This is a genomic window from Mycolicibacterium stellerae (genome assembly GCF_003719305.1).
GTDB classification, from domain to species: domain Bacteria; phylum Actinomycetota; class Actinomycetes; order Mycobacteriales; family Mycobacteriaceae; genus Mycobacterium; species Mycobacterium stellerae.
The window spans coordinates 40,691-54,004 of record NZ_RARC01000031.1 but is presented as its reverse complement, the minus strand read 5'-3'; the positions used below and the strand labels follow the sequence as shown (position 1 = coordinate 54,004).

Genomic DNA, 13,314 nt, shown 5'->3' with positions numbered 1-13,314 from the left:
CTCCAGCGTTACTAATGGGACAGGTGGCGTTTAAGTAACTGGGCTAAACACTAACTGTCGGGTCGACGCAGCCCGGCTCAGCGATCTTGCAACACGCCGCCACGGCGCCGCACCGTATCAGCGGACACATCGCGAATTCCAACGACTTGATCTTCGGAGCGGTTCCCGCTGCCGATTTCGCCGAGCAGACATGCCAACGCCCAGCTCAGCGGGATTAGTCCCAGTTGCTGCGCGATGTCAAGCGAGGCGTCTGCCACCCCGCGCGAGCGGTCGAGCCTTCCGTCGCAGCAGAGCGCCGCGGCGAGCACGACGTCGGATTTCACGACGTGGCGCGCCGAGCCGAAGGCGGCCGACAGCTCGACCGCATGCTCGGCGTGACCCACTGCCGTCGCGCCATCGCCGGTCGCCATCGCCAATTCGGCCGACACCCACGCCAATCGGACGGCAAGCCGCGGCGGTCCCCCGTCGAGCAAACCCCGTACCCGCGCAAGTGCCGCCCCGGACGCGGCGAATCTCCCCACGCCGAGGGCGTCGGCGGCCAGACCGATCAGTGCGTCGGCGCTGCCCTCGGGATCTGCTCCTGCGATCGCCAGCGCGCGACCGTCCCAGCCGCGCGCCTCGTCGTGCCATCCGAGCTGACGCAGGAAGGACGCCTGGGTGCTGTGGGACAGCGAGGCCAGCCGCCCGACACGGTGTGCCCGTCGGACGGAAGCGAGGTCGGCGTAGGCGTTTGCGTAGCGGCCCTGCCCGCCTGCGACGACTGCGCGGAGCCACAGCTCGTCGGCGGAGCGTGCAGCAGGCAGCGGCCAGCGCCCAGGGTCATCGCCGAAAGCGGCGTTGGCGATCATCAGCCGCCGACGTTATCAATAGGGCAAGGTGATCCCGATACCGATGGGCACGGGCAATTCGTTTGGTGCGGAATCTCTTTAGTTAACAGTTTGTGCGCCCCGTGTTACAGCCATGTCAACCGCCGACGGGCCGCTCGAGAAAATCTCCGCGACGGCGTACGGAGCGAACTGCGAAAACACGAGTCATCGTGTATTACCGGGCCTTTGGCTATCACCCTCATCGATGACCGCGGGTCGAACCGATGAACGTGATGTAAATTCTCGGCCTGCGGATATGTCCTTGAGCACATGATCGGGCTATTGACTCATTTTGCTAAGCGCCCCTACTTTGTGTGCACGAGTAGTCATCGGCGACTTGTGCTCGGTTCGGTTCCACAACTCACGCACCCGTGCGGTATCCAAATCGGTGCGTAGAGAGGGGTTTTCCACATGCCACAACCGCAGCAGCTACCGGGACCTAACGCAGACATCTGGGATTGGCAGATGCACGGTCTTTGCCGAGGAGTCGATTCTTCGGTGTTCTTCCACCCTGACGGGGAGCGTGGCCGGGCCCGCGCACAGCGCGAGATGCGCGCGAAAGAGATGTGCCGGAGTTGCCCGGTGATCGCCCAGTGCCGCACGCACGCCCTCGCCGTAGGCGAGCCCTACGGTATCTGGGGCGGGCTCTCGGAGTCGGAGCGTGAAATGCTCCTCAAGCGAGGCATCCGCCGCGCGTCCTAACCACGACAAGACGCAAAAGCCCCCGAGCACTGTTTTGAAGTGCGTCGGGGGCTCTTGTATCTATTGAGCGAAACCTCAGAGCCTGTTCCCGGCAGGTCGCGCAGCGCGGAGGCGGCGCGGCACCCGGCGCCCGCGAACCTTCCACGAACCCCATTCGCCCAAGGTGACGCCTGCCGCCAGAGCAGTACCGATCGCCAGCGCACCCAAGACAGAAGCGAACCCGACGGCGTGCTGATCGTTGAGGACGGCGTAGATCCCGTGCAACAGCGACAGACCCGGCAGCAGCGGCACAATGCCCGTGATCGACACCACGAGCGGCGGCGCGAGATTGCGACGTTCCATCAGCCGGCCGACCAAGCCGATGGGCACGGCTGCAACGAACGACGCGACCACGGCACCCAAGCCGGCGCCCTGGGCCAGAAGAAACACGATGGTGCCTGCGGCCCCGCCGAACGCAGCGGCCATCGCGGCGGACCGTTCGGCATAGCAGGCCAGGGCGAAGGCCGCCGCGCTCGCCGCGCCGAACGCGACGCGTGCCGGCAGCTCGGCAAGGGCGGGCGGCGCGGCCGCGCTGATTCCGACGAACGGCGCACCGAACCGGCTGGCGAGGTGAAGCACCAACGCCACCCCGGCGATCGTCGCGGCCGTCAACATCACCAGCTCGAAGAAGCGGGCGGCGGCGGTGACCGGAGCACCGGAGATGACGTCGCCGACCGAGCCAACCAGCGAAAGACCGGCAAGGAGTACGACAAGTCCGGCCGCGATGGCCACCGTCGGCTCGAATTGGAACCCCAGCTTGGGGCTGAGCGCGTAGAGCAGGATCGGCGGGGCGGTCGCGATCGCCCCACCGACCGCGTACTGGAAGAAGAACGGCAGCCCGTGCCTGTTCAGTCGCCGGTTGACGCGGTCGATCGCCATCGCGCTCAGGGCGCTGACCAGACAGGCCAGCAGGCTCGCACCGAGGGTTCCCGCCGTCGCGAACGCCAGCGCACCCCAGGCGAGGGTCGCTACCCAGCGCTTGTACGGATGCGGCGCGGTGATGATCGTTTCGAGCTCGTCGCGGGCCACCGACGGAGACACCTGGCCCGCCTTGATCCGCCCGATCAAGCGGTCGACGGCAGCCAGGCGGCTGAAGTCCATCGATCGCGATTGCACGATGTGCAGCGTGGTGGCCGCGGGCATCGTCGGCCCTCGGTACGCGGCGACGTGGATCGTCGTGTTGATGACGTCGACCTCGCACCGTTCGATGCCGTACGCGGCGGCGATGGCCGAGACCTGGTCCATAGTGGCCGTCGCAGGCGTTCCGGACGCCATCAAAATGGCACCGATGTTGCCGGCTAGATCGAGCACCTCGCCGACGAGCGCGTAATAAGCGTCGTCGCGCTCGCGGCGCTGCGAATCCGCTATCCGCGGCATGGCATCCGTTGGCGGCCCGGTCTCCCGGACAATTCGGCTCAAGATCTCGCGGTGACGTGCCCGCCATGGCTGGCCCGCACGATCACGGGTCAACTCCACAGCATTCCCCCTTCTGTTACACCGGACGACTCGACTCAGCGCAATGAACAGGCGCAGGCGAACATTTCCGTTATTGCTTTATTTTCAAGTGGTTTCGCTCACACCGTCAGCGCTTCTGCATAACGGGAGCTACAAACCAATACTACGGGGACCGTCAAATCCGCTGCGCACAAGTCATCTTGGCTGCAGATCCAGCGTGCCGATGTCACCACACAGGGCAATGAAATCGGATGCCAACACCAGGTATACGTACTCGTTCTTGTCACCGTCCGATGACACGTATATGCCGTCGAAGAGGTCTTCGGTCTCGCCGCAGCAGAAGGCGAAGACAACGCTGTGCAGGATCTCGTGACACAGCTGGACAAGGGAGAGCATCGTTCGACGACCGTTGTCGAAGTCATAGCAATCCGTTATGTCGTCGGCCGACAGCGGGCGGCTCCCGGTCAGTTCGAAACGCCTGACCGGGATTCGACGTTGCCTGAGTGCGGCCGACCCGCCAGCCGCCTCGACCAGCTTGCGCATTGCGTACGCGCTCGCCACGAAGTCCCGCTCGATGAGCAAGCCCGTTCGGTCGGTCCACCGCGTCTGCCCGGTCTTGGCTTCCAGTCGTTCGGCGATCTTGACGAGCTCGTCTTTCCACGGGTTTGCGTCGTCGACCACACAGCGACAATAGGGTTCTCGAGTGACGATGTGGCCCCGGCCCTGCTGCCCGACTCACCCCAGTTCGTAGCTCTCGCGCGATACGCGGAAGAAGTGCCCGGTGGTGGTGTCGGTGCATGTGACGCCAGCGAGCTCACTGTCGCAAGTGATGGCACCACGGGAGTAGGTCTGGCCGTAGTCGAGAGTCTTCAGGCCGGGTGCATCGAACTTGCTTGCCCCCTCGTAGCACCCGAGGTTGGCCGGCTTGGCTTGACTCACATAGAACTCCAGACCCCCGAAATTGAAGTCGCACGCCCTGCCGAACGGGCCGGTTGTGGATGCCGGCATCACCCAGGTGTGTTCCCGGACTTCGCAATTCACGCCGGAGCTATCGGAGTAGATGCTGCAGACGATGTTTCCCGACGGAGTCACGAAGTCGTTATCCTCAGGGATTTCGCCACCTCCACCACAGGCGTTCGCGATGGCAGCGAGGGGCAAGGTTGCGGCGGTCGCGATGGAGAGCGCCGCGATCATTGTGAGCTTCATGTTCAGTCCTATCTGTGGCGGTCGGGCGTTGGTGGCCCGTCTCGCAGAGAGTGCATTGGCCGTCTTGGCGGATTCTTGGTGCGAAACTCGCCGACGGTGGCACTCAGGCGTGCGACGATCCGGTCCGGCGTTGATCGGGCGTCGAGACCGCCGAGGAGAGACATGACAACACGCGAGAATGGCAACGAAACGGCGTCGTCCGAGGGCGCGGTGACCGTGTCGGAGGCGGGGTCGGGAACGTATACGCAGCAGATCACCGTCGGCAATCACCGACTGGTCGCCGACGAGCCACGGCCAATCGGCGACGACGCCGGGCCGACACCCTACGATCTGCTGCTGGCCGGGCTCGGCGCATGTACCTCGATGACGCTGCGGATGTACGCCGACCGCAAAGGCTGGCCGCTTGACGGGGTTCGGGTGACGTTGCGGCACTCGCGTATCCACGCAGAAGACTGCGTTCACTGCGAGACGACCAAGGGGTGGATCAATCACGTCGATCGCGACATCGAGTTAACGGGCGCGCTCGACGAAAGTCAGCGGCAGCGGCTACTGCAGATCGCCGACCATTGCCCGGTTCATCAGACCCTGACCTCGGAGATCGACATCACGACATCGTTGAAGTGACCGTGGTCGACCCGCATGGCTAGGGTCGGCGTGCCCTGAGCAGCCGGATCAGGCCATAGCCGATGCCACCGGCGACGGCCAGCACAGCCAGCCATGGCAGCAGCAGGCCGAACAGCAGCACGAGGTTGCCGACGACGGAAACCATTGCGTCCCAACCTCGTTCGATCTGCCCGACAAAGCCCTGGTACTCCTTGGGTGCCGGGCCACCGATCGTCTCGGCGACGAAGGTGACATCGACGGTGCTGTATTCGATGCGGTCGCCGAGCGCGTCGCGCTGCGCACGCAGGCTGTCCAGATCCGCTTGCCGCTGGGAGAGAGCATTCTCTGCAGAGATGAGCGCCTCGGGATCCTTCGCGTCGCGCATGATGGCCAGGAGGCGATCCACCGAGGTCTGCAGGGCCTTGATGCGGGCGTCCATATCGACCCGTTGCGCCGTGACATCCTCGGCTCTGGTCTCGGCCGTCTGCACGCTTCCCAGAGTCTTCAAGTCCCGCACCACACCGTCGAGCTTGGCCACCGGAACCCGCAACACGACCGAGGTGCGGGCCAGACCGCGGTCTGATCCGGCATCCTCGCTACGGCTGTCGACCCGACCGTCGGCGTCCTCCACCATGACGGCCGCCTTGTCCGCAGCCTCGGAGGTATTGGCAACCCTGATGGTCATCGATGCGGTCTTGACGACGTCGCGCTGTGCGTCCTGCACCGGCATGGGTCCCTGCTCGGGCGGGGCAGGGGCTTCCGGAGCGCCTGCGACGCCGTCCTTAAAGCTGGATGCGGGTGTGTTGTCGGGCAGGGACGGACCCGCGCAGGCCGTCAGCACCCCCAAAGTCGCGATGCTCGTAATCGCCAACGCCAACCAGTTGCGGTTCAACCTGCAGGAAATCCGGCTCATGCCAGCCACCTTGCCATTAGCTGTGAGCTTCGCCCATTTCCGCTGGCAGCACCCCTCGGCACGGTGTCACGCCTGCACGGCGGGCCACAGAAGATCGAACAGCCGCTCCCTCCAGCCGTCCGCGATGCTTCCCGTGCGAGCGCGCTCGGCTATGTAGGCGCCGACCACGGCGTCTATCAATGCCTCGGTGTCAATATCGGCGCGCATCGACCCGTCGGCCCTGGCCGTGTCGATCGCAGCCGCCAGTTTGGCCCGTTGGTCGATGAGGATCTGCCGGAAAAGGGTGGTGAATTCGGGATCGTCCTCGGTGAGCATCGCGGCAAGGCCGCCGAGTCCGATGCCGTCCCCGATCGTTTCGATCGCATGGTCGATGAGCCACCTGAGCCGATCGGGCGCTTCTGTCTGCGGATCAAGAGGTGTCGGCGACGCGACCCGCGATAGAGCGCTCGACAACATATCCCGTCGATTGGCATGCCGGCGGTAGATAGTCGTCTTCGCGATGCCCGAATCCGCCGCGACCGCCTCAACCGTCACCGCGCGCGGTCCTCCGGTACGCAACAGGCGCAGCGTCGAATCCGCAATGCCGTCCTCAACGCGCCCTTGCTGTGCCATCAAGAACTCCTGTCTGCTCACCGAGGGAATAACGCCGGCTCGCCAAACGCTACGCTGGGTGTAGCGCACTACGCTACGCGTAGCGTTGCTTCGACCGCCAAGCGAGCGGTCGCTAAGGCTCGAGAAGGGATAACGATGGTTGACGTCTTTCGACGTGTTTCTGTGACTTACCTGGCGTACGTATTTCTCCTGATGGGCTTTGCCTCGCTCGGGTTGTTCGTCGCGGCGCTGGCTACCCGAAGTGATCTGGCCGGAGTCGCAGGCGCCATGCTGATCGCTTGCCTCGGGGGTGCGGTCGCAGGTTTTCGCATCGGTGCCCGCAATCTCGCGCAGCGCAGGCCACCCGGTGACCGCCCCAACAACGTCAGCATCTTCTCGGTGCCACTGCGCGCCGATCAGATCGATCGGTACCGCGAGAACTACCGCACTGTCAAAGGCAGTGACGTCAGCGACGCATCGCCCGCACCCGCCGATCTCGTCGGTCGGTCGCTTCAGCCGTTCCGTTGCGCCGTCTTCATTTCCGGTCTGTGCGGCCTTCGTCGCCAAACGCTCGATCAAGCTCGGCCTCGGCGTCTGGACCTTTCCGGATGCGGTCGTATTCGGCCGAGAAGTTGAACGCCGTCGATGGGTTTTTCCAGGCGCCTGCCGTCACGTTGCTTTGGGTGAACCACCTAGCAGTGGAGGCACGAACCAGGCCTTGACAAGGCGGCGTAGTTGGTCGTCGTCGTCGAGGTCGTAGCTAGAGGCCGGGCTAAGTACGAGCGAGTGGATCAGACGCATCACCAGCTCACCGCCGGGCTGCGGGTCGATGGCAAAGCTGATGTCAGACGCGCTCAGCATCTGCGTAGCCGCCCATTCTCGCGCTAGACCCATTGGCGGGCTGTCGCCGACGAGGAATGGCAACAGCAACTCAGGCTCGGTCCGCAGCAGGTGCTGGACGACCTCGTGAGATCGCAATGTCCGCACCGCGACGACCACCGTCTCCACAACCCTCACCTCGGGGTCATCGTGTCGAGCGAACTCGTTCTCCAGTGCGGCCAGGAAGACAGCCAACTCCCGGAGCAGGGCAGCCCGCAGGATCTCCTCTTTCGTGGGGAAGTGGCTGTAGAGAGTCACGCGGGCGAGCCCGGCCTCTTTCGCGATGTCGTCCACGGTGACCCGTCGGAGACCGATCTTGCCCGCGCAGCGCACGGCCGCGTCGAGGATACGAATTGGGGTGTTGCCGCGTGCCACTTTGCGATCCTAGGTTGATAGACAAACATACGCGAATTGTTTATTTTGTCATCCATGTCCGACAGCTGGGATGGGCCGTGACGAGGGACGCCTGGGTCAGAGGTCCTGAGCTCGGCGATCTTGTCCTCGGGCGCTAGGGGCCTGACCCGCGGTTAACGACACAACCGAAAGGCCACGCATGGCCGGATCACTGTTCTTCTTCGGTGGAGCGATCGTCACCTGTGAAGATGCACCACTCACCGCCGAGACCACCGAAGCCGTGCTGGTGACCGATGGACAGATCGCCGCGGTGGGCACAGAGAACGAGCTGCGCCCGACAGCGCGTGCCGTAGGAGCCGAAGAGGTAGACCTCGCAGGCCGCGCGTTGCTGCCGGGATTTATCGACGCCCACCACCACTTCTTGTTTGCTGCGCTGGACCGTCGTTCGACCGACCTGCGCCTGCCCGCGGGAACCAGCATCGACGACATGCTTGGCCTCGTCGAACAGTTCGCCGCCCACGCTCCAAACTCGGGGTGGGTGCGGTTGTTTGGCTACTCACCGACAACGCTGCGCGAACGCCGCCATCCCACTCGCCACGAGCTGGACCGAGCATGCCCCGAACGACCCCTGTTTATCGGCGCACTCGGCTGGCACTCCGGTGCGCTCAACAGCGCTGGTTTTGACGCGATGGGTTGGCTACCACCCACAACGGTGCCAATCGGCGGCGGGATCCCACTCGGCCGCGACCGGCTGCCCCGTGGTGACATTAGCGAAGCTGCGTTGTTTCTGGCCGAGGCGCAGTCCAGGAATTCACTGGTCGGCGCCGCCACGGACTCCTGGCTCACCGAAGCGGCAGCCCACGCCCAGGAACTCCTGATGGCCGGGATCACGAGAGTCGGTGATGCCGCCGTTTCGCCACTTTTTGATGACCTGTATCAGCGAGCCATCGCAGGTGGTCTGCTCCCACTCACCGTGCACCGCATGCCAATTGGCAATGAATCCCTGCTAGCCCACCGCACCTCGGGACCAGCGACCGGCAGCGGGCCGACGCGATCTCCAGTCGGTGCCGCCAAGTTGTTTCTCGATGGCGGCGAAGCCTGCGCGGTCTGCCTATCCGTTGGCGAACTGCTGCAAGCGGTGAGCCGAGTAGTGCGCACGTCGGTGGGCGGCGGTGGCCTGGCATCGATGCGCGCGGCGTTACACGCCGCGCGCAACGGCGGTCCGGCTCGATTCGGCCGCGACCGCAAATACCACCACGGTCTGCTGTTCTGGGACGACGACGACCTGGCGGCCACCATCGCCAGCGCAGCCGATCACGGGCTACAAGTGGCCCAGCACGCCATAGGTAACGAAGCCATCGACCAGGCCACCCGCGCGCTCAGCAAGTTCGCAAATCGACTCGACGAGCTGCCCGGGCGACCGCGCCTGGAGCACACGGTTTTCTGCGGGGCCGAGCTGGCAGGCCGTATCGCCGACGTCGGCGCTATCGCCGTAGTATCACCCATCTGGGTCCAAGACCTCGGTCCGGAGCTGTTCGAAGCGCCGGCCCCGCCATCGCTACCTGCCCTGCCGCTGAAGACACTGACTGCTGCCGGAGTCCAGCTGGCTGGATCCTCGGATTACCCCTCAGGTGACTACCGCGTGCTTCCCGCCATTCAGGCTGCGGTCACACGCCGCGCCCGCAGCGGAGTTCTCTACAGCCCCCACGAAGCGTTAACCGTCGGCCAGGCGTTGCACGCTTACACGACGGGATCGGCCGCCGCGCTTGGTGTGTCCCACGCCGCGGGCAGCATCACCGTCGGTAAGCAAGCCGACCTTGTCGTCATTGACCGCAACCCCGCCGACGTCGAACCCGAGAACATCGGTTCCCTCGCTGTGGAAGAGACTTACGTCGCGGGGATCTGCGTATATCAGGCGCGCCCCCAGCGCAAACTCTCGCAACGACCGCCGAGCGATGGATCAACCGGAGGACAGCGTGTCTAAGCCCGTGGATGTGGTGATCGTTGGAGCCGGGGTCGCCGGCCTGGTCGCCGCACGCGAGATCCTGCGACGGGGCCGCGAGGTCGTCGTTTTGGAGGCGCGCGATCGGGTCGGTGGCCGGTTGCTCACCGAGGAATTGTGTGACGGCGTCACCATTGAGATGGGCGGGCAGTGGGTCGGTCCCGGGCAACACCGGGTGTTGGCCCTTATCGAGGAATTGGGGCTATCTACCTTCCCCACCCACACCAGCGGCCGCCACATCCTCGAACTGGGCAACTCCCGCAGCACGTACACCGGCCGCATTCCGCTGTTCAATCCTGTGGCCATGGCCGACGTCGGAAGTGCCCAGTGGGCATTGCGCCGCGCCGCCCGAAAAATCCCTCTGGACGCACCCTGGACGGCCCGCGGCGGTGACCGTCTCGACGGACAGACCTTCGCGACCTGGCTGGACCGAAGACTCAATACCAACGGTGGACAGGCCATCATGCGTATGGCCACAGAAGCCATCTTCGCCGCTGGGCCACAGGATATCTCGGCGCTATGGGCTCTGTTCTACATCCATGCCGCGGGCGGTCTTGATGCATTGATCAACGTCGCCGGTGGTGCCCAACAGGACCGCATCGTGGGCGGCTCCCAGCGGATCGCGCTGACCATCGCCGAAGAACTGGCCGACCGCATCGTGCTCGAGAAGCCGATCACCGACATCGACTGGACCTCAGGCGATGTGGTGCTCTACACCGCCGCAGGCACCACTCACCGGGCGCGGCGCGTTATCGTCGCCATCCCTCCACCGTTGGCCGCGCGTATTCGGTTCAAGCCAGCCCTACCGACGGATCGAGACCAACTGGTGCAGCGCATGCCGATGGGGCGGGTCATCAAGATCAACGTGGGCTACCCGGAACCGTTTTGGCGTGCCGACGGCCTGAGCGGACAGGCCAACAGCGGTTCACGACCACTCGGCACCGTCTTTGACAACACACCGCCGACCGGTAGCCCCGGCGTCCTCGTGGGGTTCCTTGAAGCCAGGCACGCCGACTTCGCCTCTAAGCTCTCACCACAGGAGCGGCGCAGCACAGTGCTAGACGACCTCGTCGCTTACTTTGGCGAATCCGCAGCCAACCCCATCGCCTACCTCGAACGTGACTGGGCCGCCGAGGAATACACCCGCGGCTGCTACGGCGCATTCGCCGCCCCGATGGCCCTGACCCGCTTCGGCCCAGCTCTCCGGACACCCATAGGCCCGTTGCACTGGGCCGGCACCGAGACCGCAACCGCGTGGGCCGGCTACATCGACGGGGCGATCCAATCCGGACAGCGCAGCGCCGATGAAGTTACCCGAGCACTCAGCCGCGCCCAGTAATGAAGCGTCCACGCAACCCGAGAAGTCCCACTCATCGGAAGCCCTTACCGTCGTACCCGTCGGCGCTCAGGTAGGCGGTACATTCGGCCCATTGTGCGGACCTACGTGGCTTCATTCGGATTCTATGACGTCGTTTGTGCGTGAATTTTGACGTCGGTGTTGGCCTTGGGCGTCCCGCTGTGTTGGTGAATGTTGGCGTCACTTCTCGGGTTGGTTGCCGCGGTTGCGGAGTGTATGGGCGACGCGGTAGGAGTCGGTGCCGGTTTCGATGATGTTGCCGCCGAAGGTGAGGCGGTCCACGATGGCGGCGCAGAGTCGGGGGTCGGTGAAGGTCTTGGTCCAGCCGCTGAAGGCTTCGTTGCTCGCGATGGCCACGGAGGCTTTCTCCTCGCGCTCGGTCAGTACCTGGAAGAGCAGTTCGGCGCCGCGCTTGTCCAGGGCTATGTAGCCCAGTTCGTCGATGCAGAGTAGGTCGACTCGGCCGTAGCGGGCGATGGTCTTGGTCTGGGTCATCTCGTCGGCGGCTTCGACGAGTTCGTTGACAAGCTTGGCGGCCAGGGTGTATTTGACGCGGAAGCCTGCCATGGCTGCTTCGGTGCCCAGAGCGATCAAGAGGTGGCTCTTGCCGGTTCCGCTGTCGCCGATGAGGCACAGGGGTTGGCCTTTGCGGACCCAGTCGCAGGTGGCCAGGGTGTTGATGACGGCGGGGTCGAGATTGGGGTTGGCGTCGTAATCGAAAGCGCGCAGAGATTTCTCGCGCGGAAAGGCCGCTGCGCGGATGCGGCGTTGGGAGCGGCGGCGGGCGCGGTCGTCGCATCGGCCATAAGCAGTTCGGCAGGGAACGCGCGATAGGACTGCTGGTGTCGTGCAGCGTTGTCGGCGGTCTCGGGGAAGTGCTGTCGGATGGTGGGTAGCCGCAGCATGCGGCAGGCCTGGTCGATCGCGGCGTCGGCGGCTTGTTCGGTCAGTCCACGCCGTGCGGTCATGGATCGTGCCTTTCCTGGACGTAGGCCCGTACTACCGGATAGGACACATCAGTCATGTCGTGCTCGCGGCACAGACGGTCGAAGATGCGGGTGATCGTGTGACGCTGCTTGCGTGGTGCATCGAGGTCGGCGACGAGGATCAGATCAATGATTGGTTTGAATGGGTCGAGCTTTGACGCCCGCGTCGGGTACGGTGCCCGTTGCGCTGGCCACGCCGATCCCAGCGCGGCCTGGACGGTGCGCCAGCCAAGACCGTGCGAACGCTGAAGTTCGCGGCCGGACATGCCCTCTCGGGCGTCACGACGAATGGCCGCATACAGCTCAACCCGAGATTTCGGACTCATCGAAGTCCTCACCGGCAGCCGTGGTACTTAGCCAGCGTGGAAGTTATAGCTCAGCTATCAGCGGCGGCGCTGCCGCCATCGATAGCGCTGTCGGTTGACGGTGTAGCGCTCGGTAGGACTTCGCGTAGCCATCGGATTTGTTCAGCGACCGCCCAACGCGCCTGGGGTGTGCCACTACGTAGGGCGTAGACGTGTTCGGCGCCCTGCTGTTCGATGTAGCTGACACGAACTCCATTGCGGAGCATTGCATTGCGGAGCCGGCGAACATCGTGGAGGAAGAAGTCCTCGGTGCCGACATTTAGGTGCACCGGTGGCAGTCCAGCGACCGAGGCGTTGATCGGTGAGAGTGTCGGGTCGCTGAACGGCATCCCGTTGGCATAGAGCTTGAATGCCCACCAGAACTTCTCGTCGCGTTTGATGCCAGCAGCGTCGATGGCCGCGACCGTATCCGGATGCGCTAACTCCATGTCCACCAGCGGCGCGGTTAGCATCATGCCCGCAGGCATCGGGCCGTCGGTGTCGCGGAGCTGCTGTGCCGCACTCAACGCGAGTTGGCCTCCAGCACTGTCGCCGGCCAATACCCAATGCCCCTCACGCAGTTCTCCGTTGGCGTGCAATGACCGAATGGCGGTGACCACGTCGTCGAGGGCAGCCGGGTGGGGGTCTTGGGGCGGCCTGCGGTAGAGCACCATCGCCGCAGCGAGCCCGGTCTGGCGATGAATCTCGGCGAGCAGCTTCCATTGGAGGAAGACCGGTCCGGCCATGTAAGCGCCCCCGTGCAAGTACATGATGACGTCTTTTCCGGGTTGGCGACCCAGCCAGGTGATCTGGACCCCACTCATTGTTTGCTCTGTGACGGGTATGCCAGCCGCAACTTTCCGCGATGGCCGTGCCTGGCGCGATGCCCGCAACACATGCGGGCGCAGCCGAAGTGGCAAGCGGTTCACTGCAGCAATACCGACTCTCTCGGAGAACTGCGCCAACCGGCTGTTGGGTATGACACTTGATAGCGCGATGCCGCCACCGGCGACGGGT

Annotated in this window: 13 protein-coding genes and 1 pseudogene; 4 read left to right on the top strand and 10 right to left on the bottom strand. The window is 64.6% G+C overall.

Going from position 1 to position 13,314, the window contains the following annotated elements; all coding sequences use genetic code 11:
• Positions 1 to 77: 77 nt before the first annotated feature.
• Entirely contained in the window at positions 78 to 848 is a 771-nt protein-coding gene (locus D6M19_RS27515; protein WP_123028450.1) for a tetratricopeptide repeat protein, read from the bottom strand.
• Positions 849 to 1,277: 429 nt separating this feature from the next.
• Here D6M19_RS27515 and D6M19_RS27510 point away from each other — a divergent pair, with 429 nt between their 5' ends.
• Positions 1,278 to 1,568: a WhiB family transcriptional regulator gene (locus D6M19_RS27510; RefSeq protein WP_123028449.1), complete on the top strand. Its 291-nt coding sequence runs from the start codon at positions 1,278 to 1,280 to the stop codon at positions 1,566 to 1,568.
• Positions 1,569 to 1,643: 75 nt separating this feature from the next.
• On the opposite strand, the gene D6M19_RS27505 is transcribed toward D6M19_RS27510, so the two are convergent.
• From D6M19_RS27505 to D6M19_RS27495, 3 genes are all read right to left on the bottom strand, one after another.
• Positions 1,644 to 3,083: a threonine/serine exporter family protein gene (locus D6M19_RS27505; RefSeq protein ID WP_234835076.1), complete on the bottom strand. Its 1,440-nt coding sequence runs from the start codon at positions 3,081 to 3,083 to the stop codon at positions 1,644 to 1,646.
• Between the two features lie 174 nt (positions 3,084 to 3,257).
• Entirely contained in the window at positions 3,258 to 3,743 is a 486-nt protein-coding gene (locus tag D6M19_RS27500) for a hypothetical protein (protein WP_123028448.1), read from the bottom strand.
• A 54-nt stretch (positions 3,744 to 3,797) separates the two neighbouring features.
• On the bottom strand, positions 3,798 to 4,256 hold the full coding sequence (locus D6M19_RS27495; protein ID WP_164478720.1) for a hypothetical protein: 459 nt from the start codon (positions 4,254 to 4,256) through the stop codon (positions 3,798 to 3,800).
• A 174-nt stretch (positions 4,257 to 4,430) separates the two neighbouring features.
• Here D6M19_RS27495 and D6M19_RS27490 point away from each other — a divergent pair, with 174 nt between their 5' ends.
• Entirely contained in the window at positions 4,431 to 4,892 is a 462-nt protein-coding gene (locus tag D6M19_RS27490; RefSeq protein WP_123028446.1) for an OsmC family protein, read from the top strand.
• Between the two features lie 19 nt (positions 4,893 to 4,911).
• Here D6M19_RS27490 and D6M19_RS27485 read toward each other — a convergent pair whose 3' ends face one another.
• The 3 genes from D6M19_RS27485 to D6M19_RS27470 all read right to left on the bottom strand — a co-directional run bounded on the left by D6M19_RS27485 (position 4,912) and on the right by D6M19_RS27470 (position 7,629).
• Positions 4,912 to 5,784, bottom strand: a complete 873-nt coding sequence (locus D6M19_RS27485; RefSeq protein WP_123028445.1) for a DUF4349 domain-containing protein — start codon at positions 5,782 to 5,784, stop codon at positions 4,912 to 4,914.
• Positions 5,785 to 5,850: 66 nt separating this feature from the next.
• Entirely contained in the window at positions 5,851 to 6,396 is a 546-nt protein-coding gene (locus tag D6M19_RS27480; protein WP_123028476.1) for a TetR/AcrR family transcriptional regulator, read from the bottom strand.
• 648 nt (positions 6,397 to 7,044) lie between these two features.
• Complete coding sequence (locus tag D6M19_RS27470; protein WP_123028443.1) at positions 7,045 to 7,629, bottom strand: TetR/AcrR family transcriptional regulator; 585 nt, start codon at positions 7,627 to 7,629, stop codon at positions 7,045 to 7,047.
• 178 nt (positions 7,630 to 7,807) lie between these two features.
• Between D6M19_RS27470 and D6M19_RS27465 the strand changes: the two genes are divergently transcribed.
• Entirely contained in the window at positions 7,808 to 9,592 is a 1,785-nt protein-coding gene (locus D6M19_RS27465) for an amidohydrolase (protein WP_123028442.1), read from the top strand.
• On the top strand, positions 9,585 to 10,949 hold the full coding sequence (locus D6M19_RS27460; RefSeq protein ID WP_206428653.1) for a flavin monoamine oxidase family protein: 1,365 nt from the start codon (positions 9,585 to 9,587) through the stop codon (positions 10,947 to 10,949). The genes D6M19_RS27465 and D6M19_RS27460 overlap by 8 nt, the downstream gene beginning before the upstream one ends.
• A gap of 198 nt (positions 10,950 to 11,147) precedes the next feature.
• On the opposite strand, the pseudogene istB reads toward D6M19_RS27460, so the two are convergent.
• From istB to D6M19_RS27445, 3 genes and pseudogenes are all read right to left on the bottom strand, one after another.
• Positions 11,148 to 11,935, bottom strand: a pseudogene (gene istB / locus D6M19_RS27455) (IS21-like element helper ATPase IstB).
• Positions 11,932 to 12,279, bottom strand: coding sequence for a hypothetical protein (locus D6M19_RS27450; protein WP_164478719.1), 348 nt, complete (start codon positions 12,277 to 12,279; stop codon positions 11,932 to 11,934). The pseudogene istB and the gene D6M19_RS27450 overlap by 4 nt, the downstream one beginning before the upstream one ends.
• Positions 12,280 to 12,329: 50 nt before the next feature.
• Positions 12,330 to 13,121, bottom strand: coding sequence for an alpha/beta hydrolase (locus D6M19_RS27445; protein ID WP_164478718.1), 792 nt, complete (start codon positions 13,119 to 13,121; stop codon positions 12,330 to 12,332).
• Positions 13,122 to 13,314 lie beyond the last annotated feature (193 nt).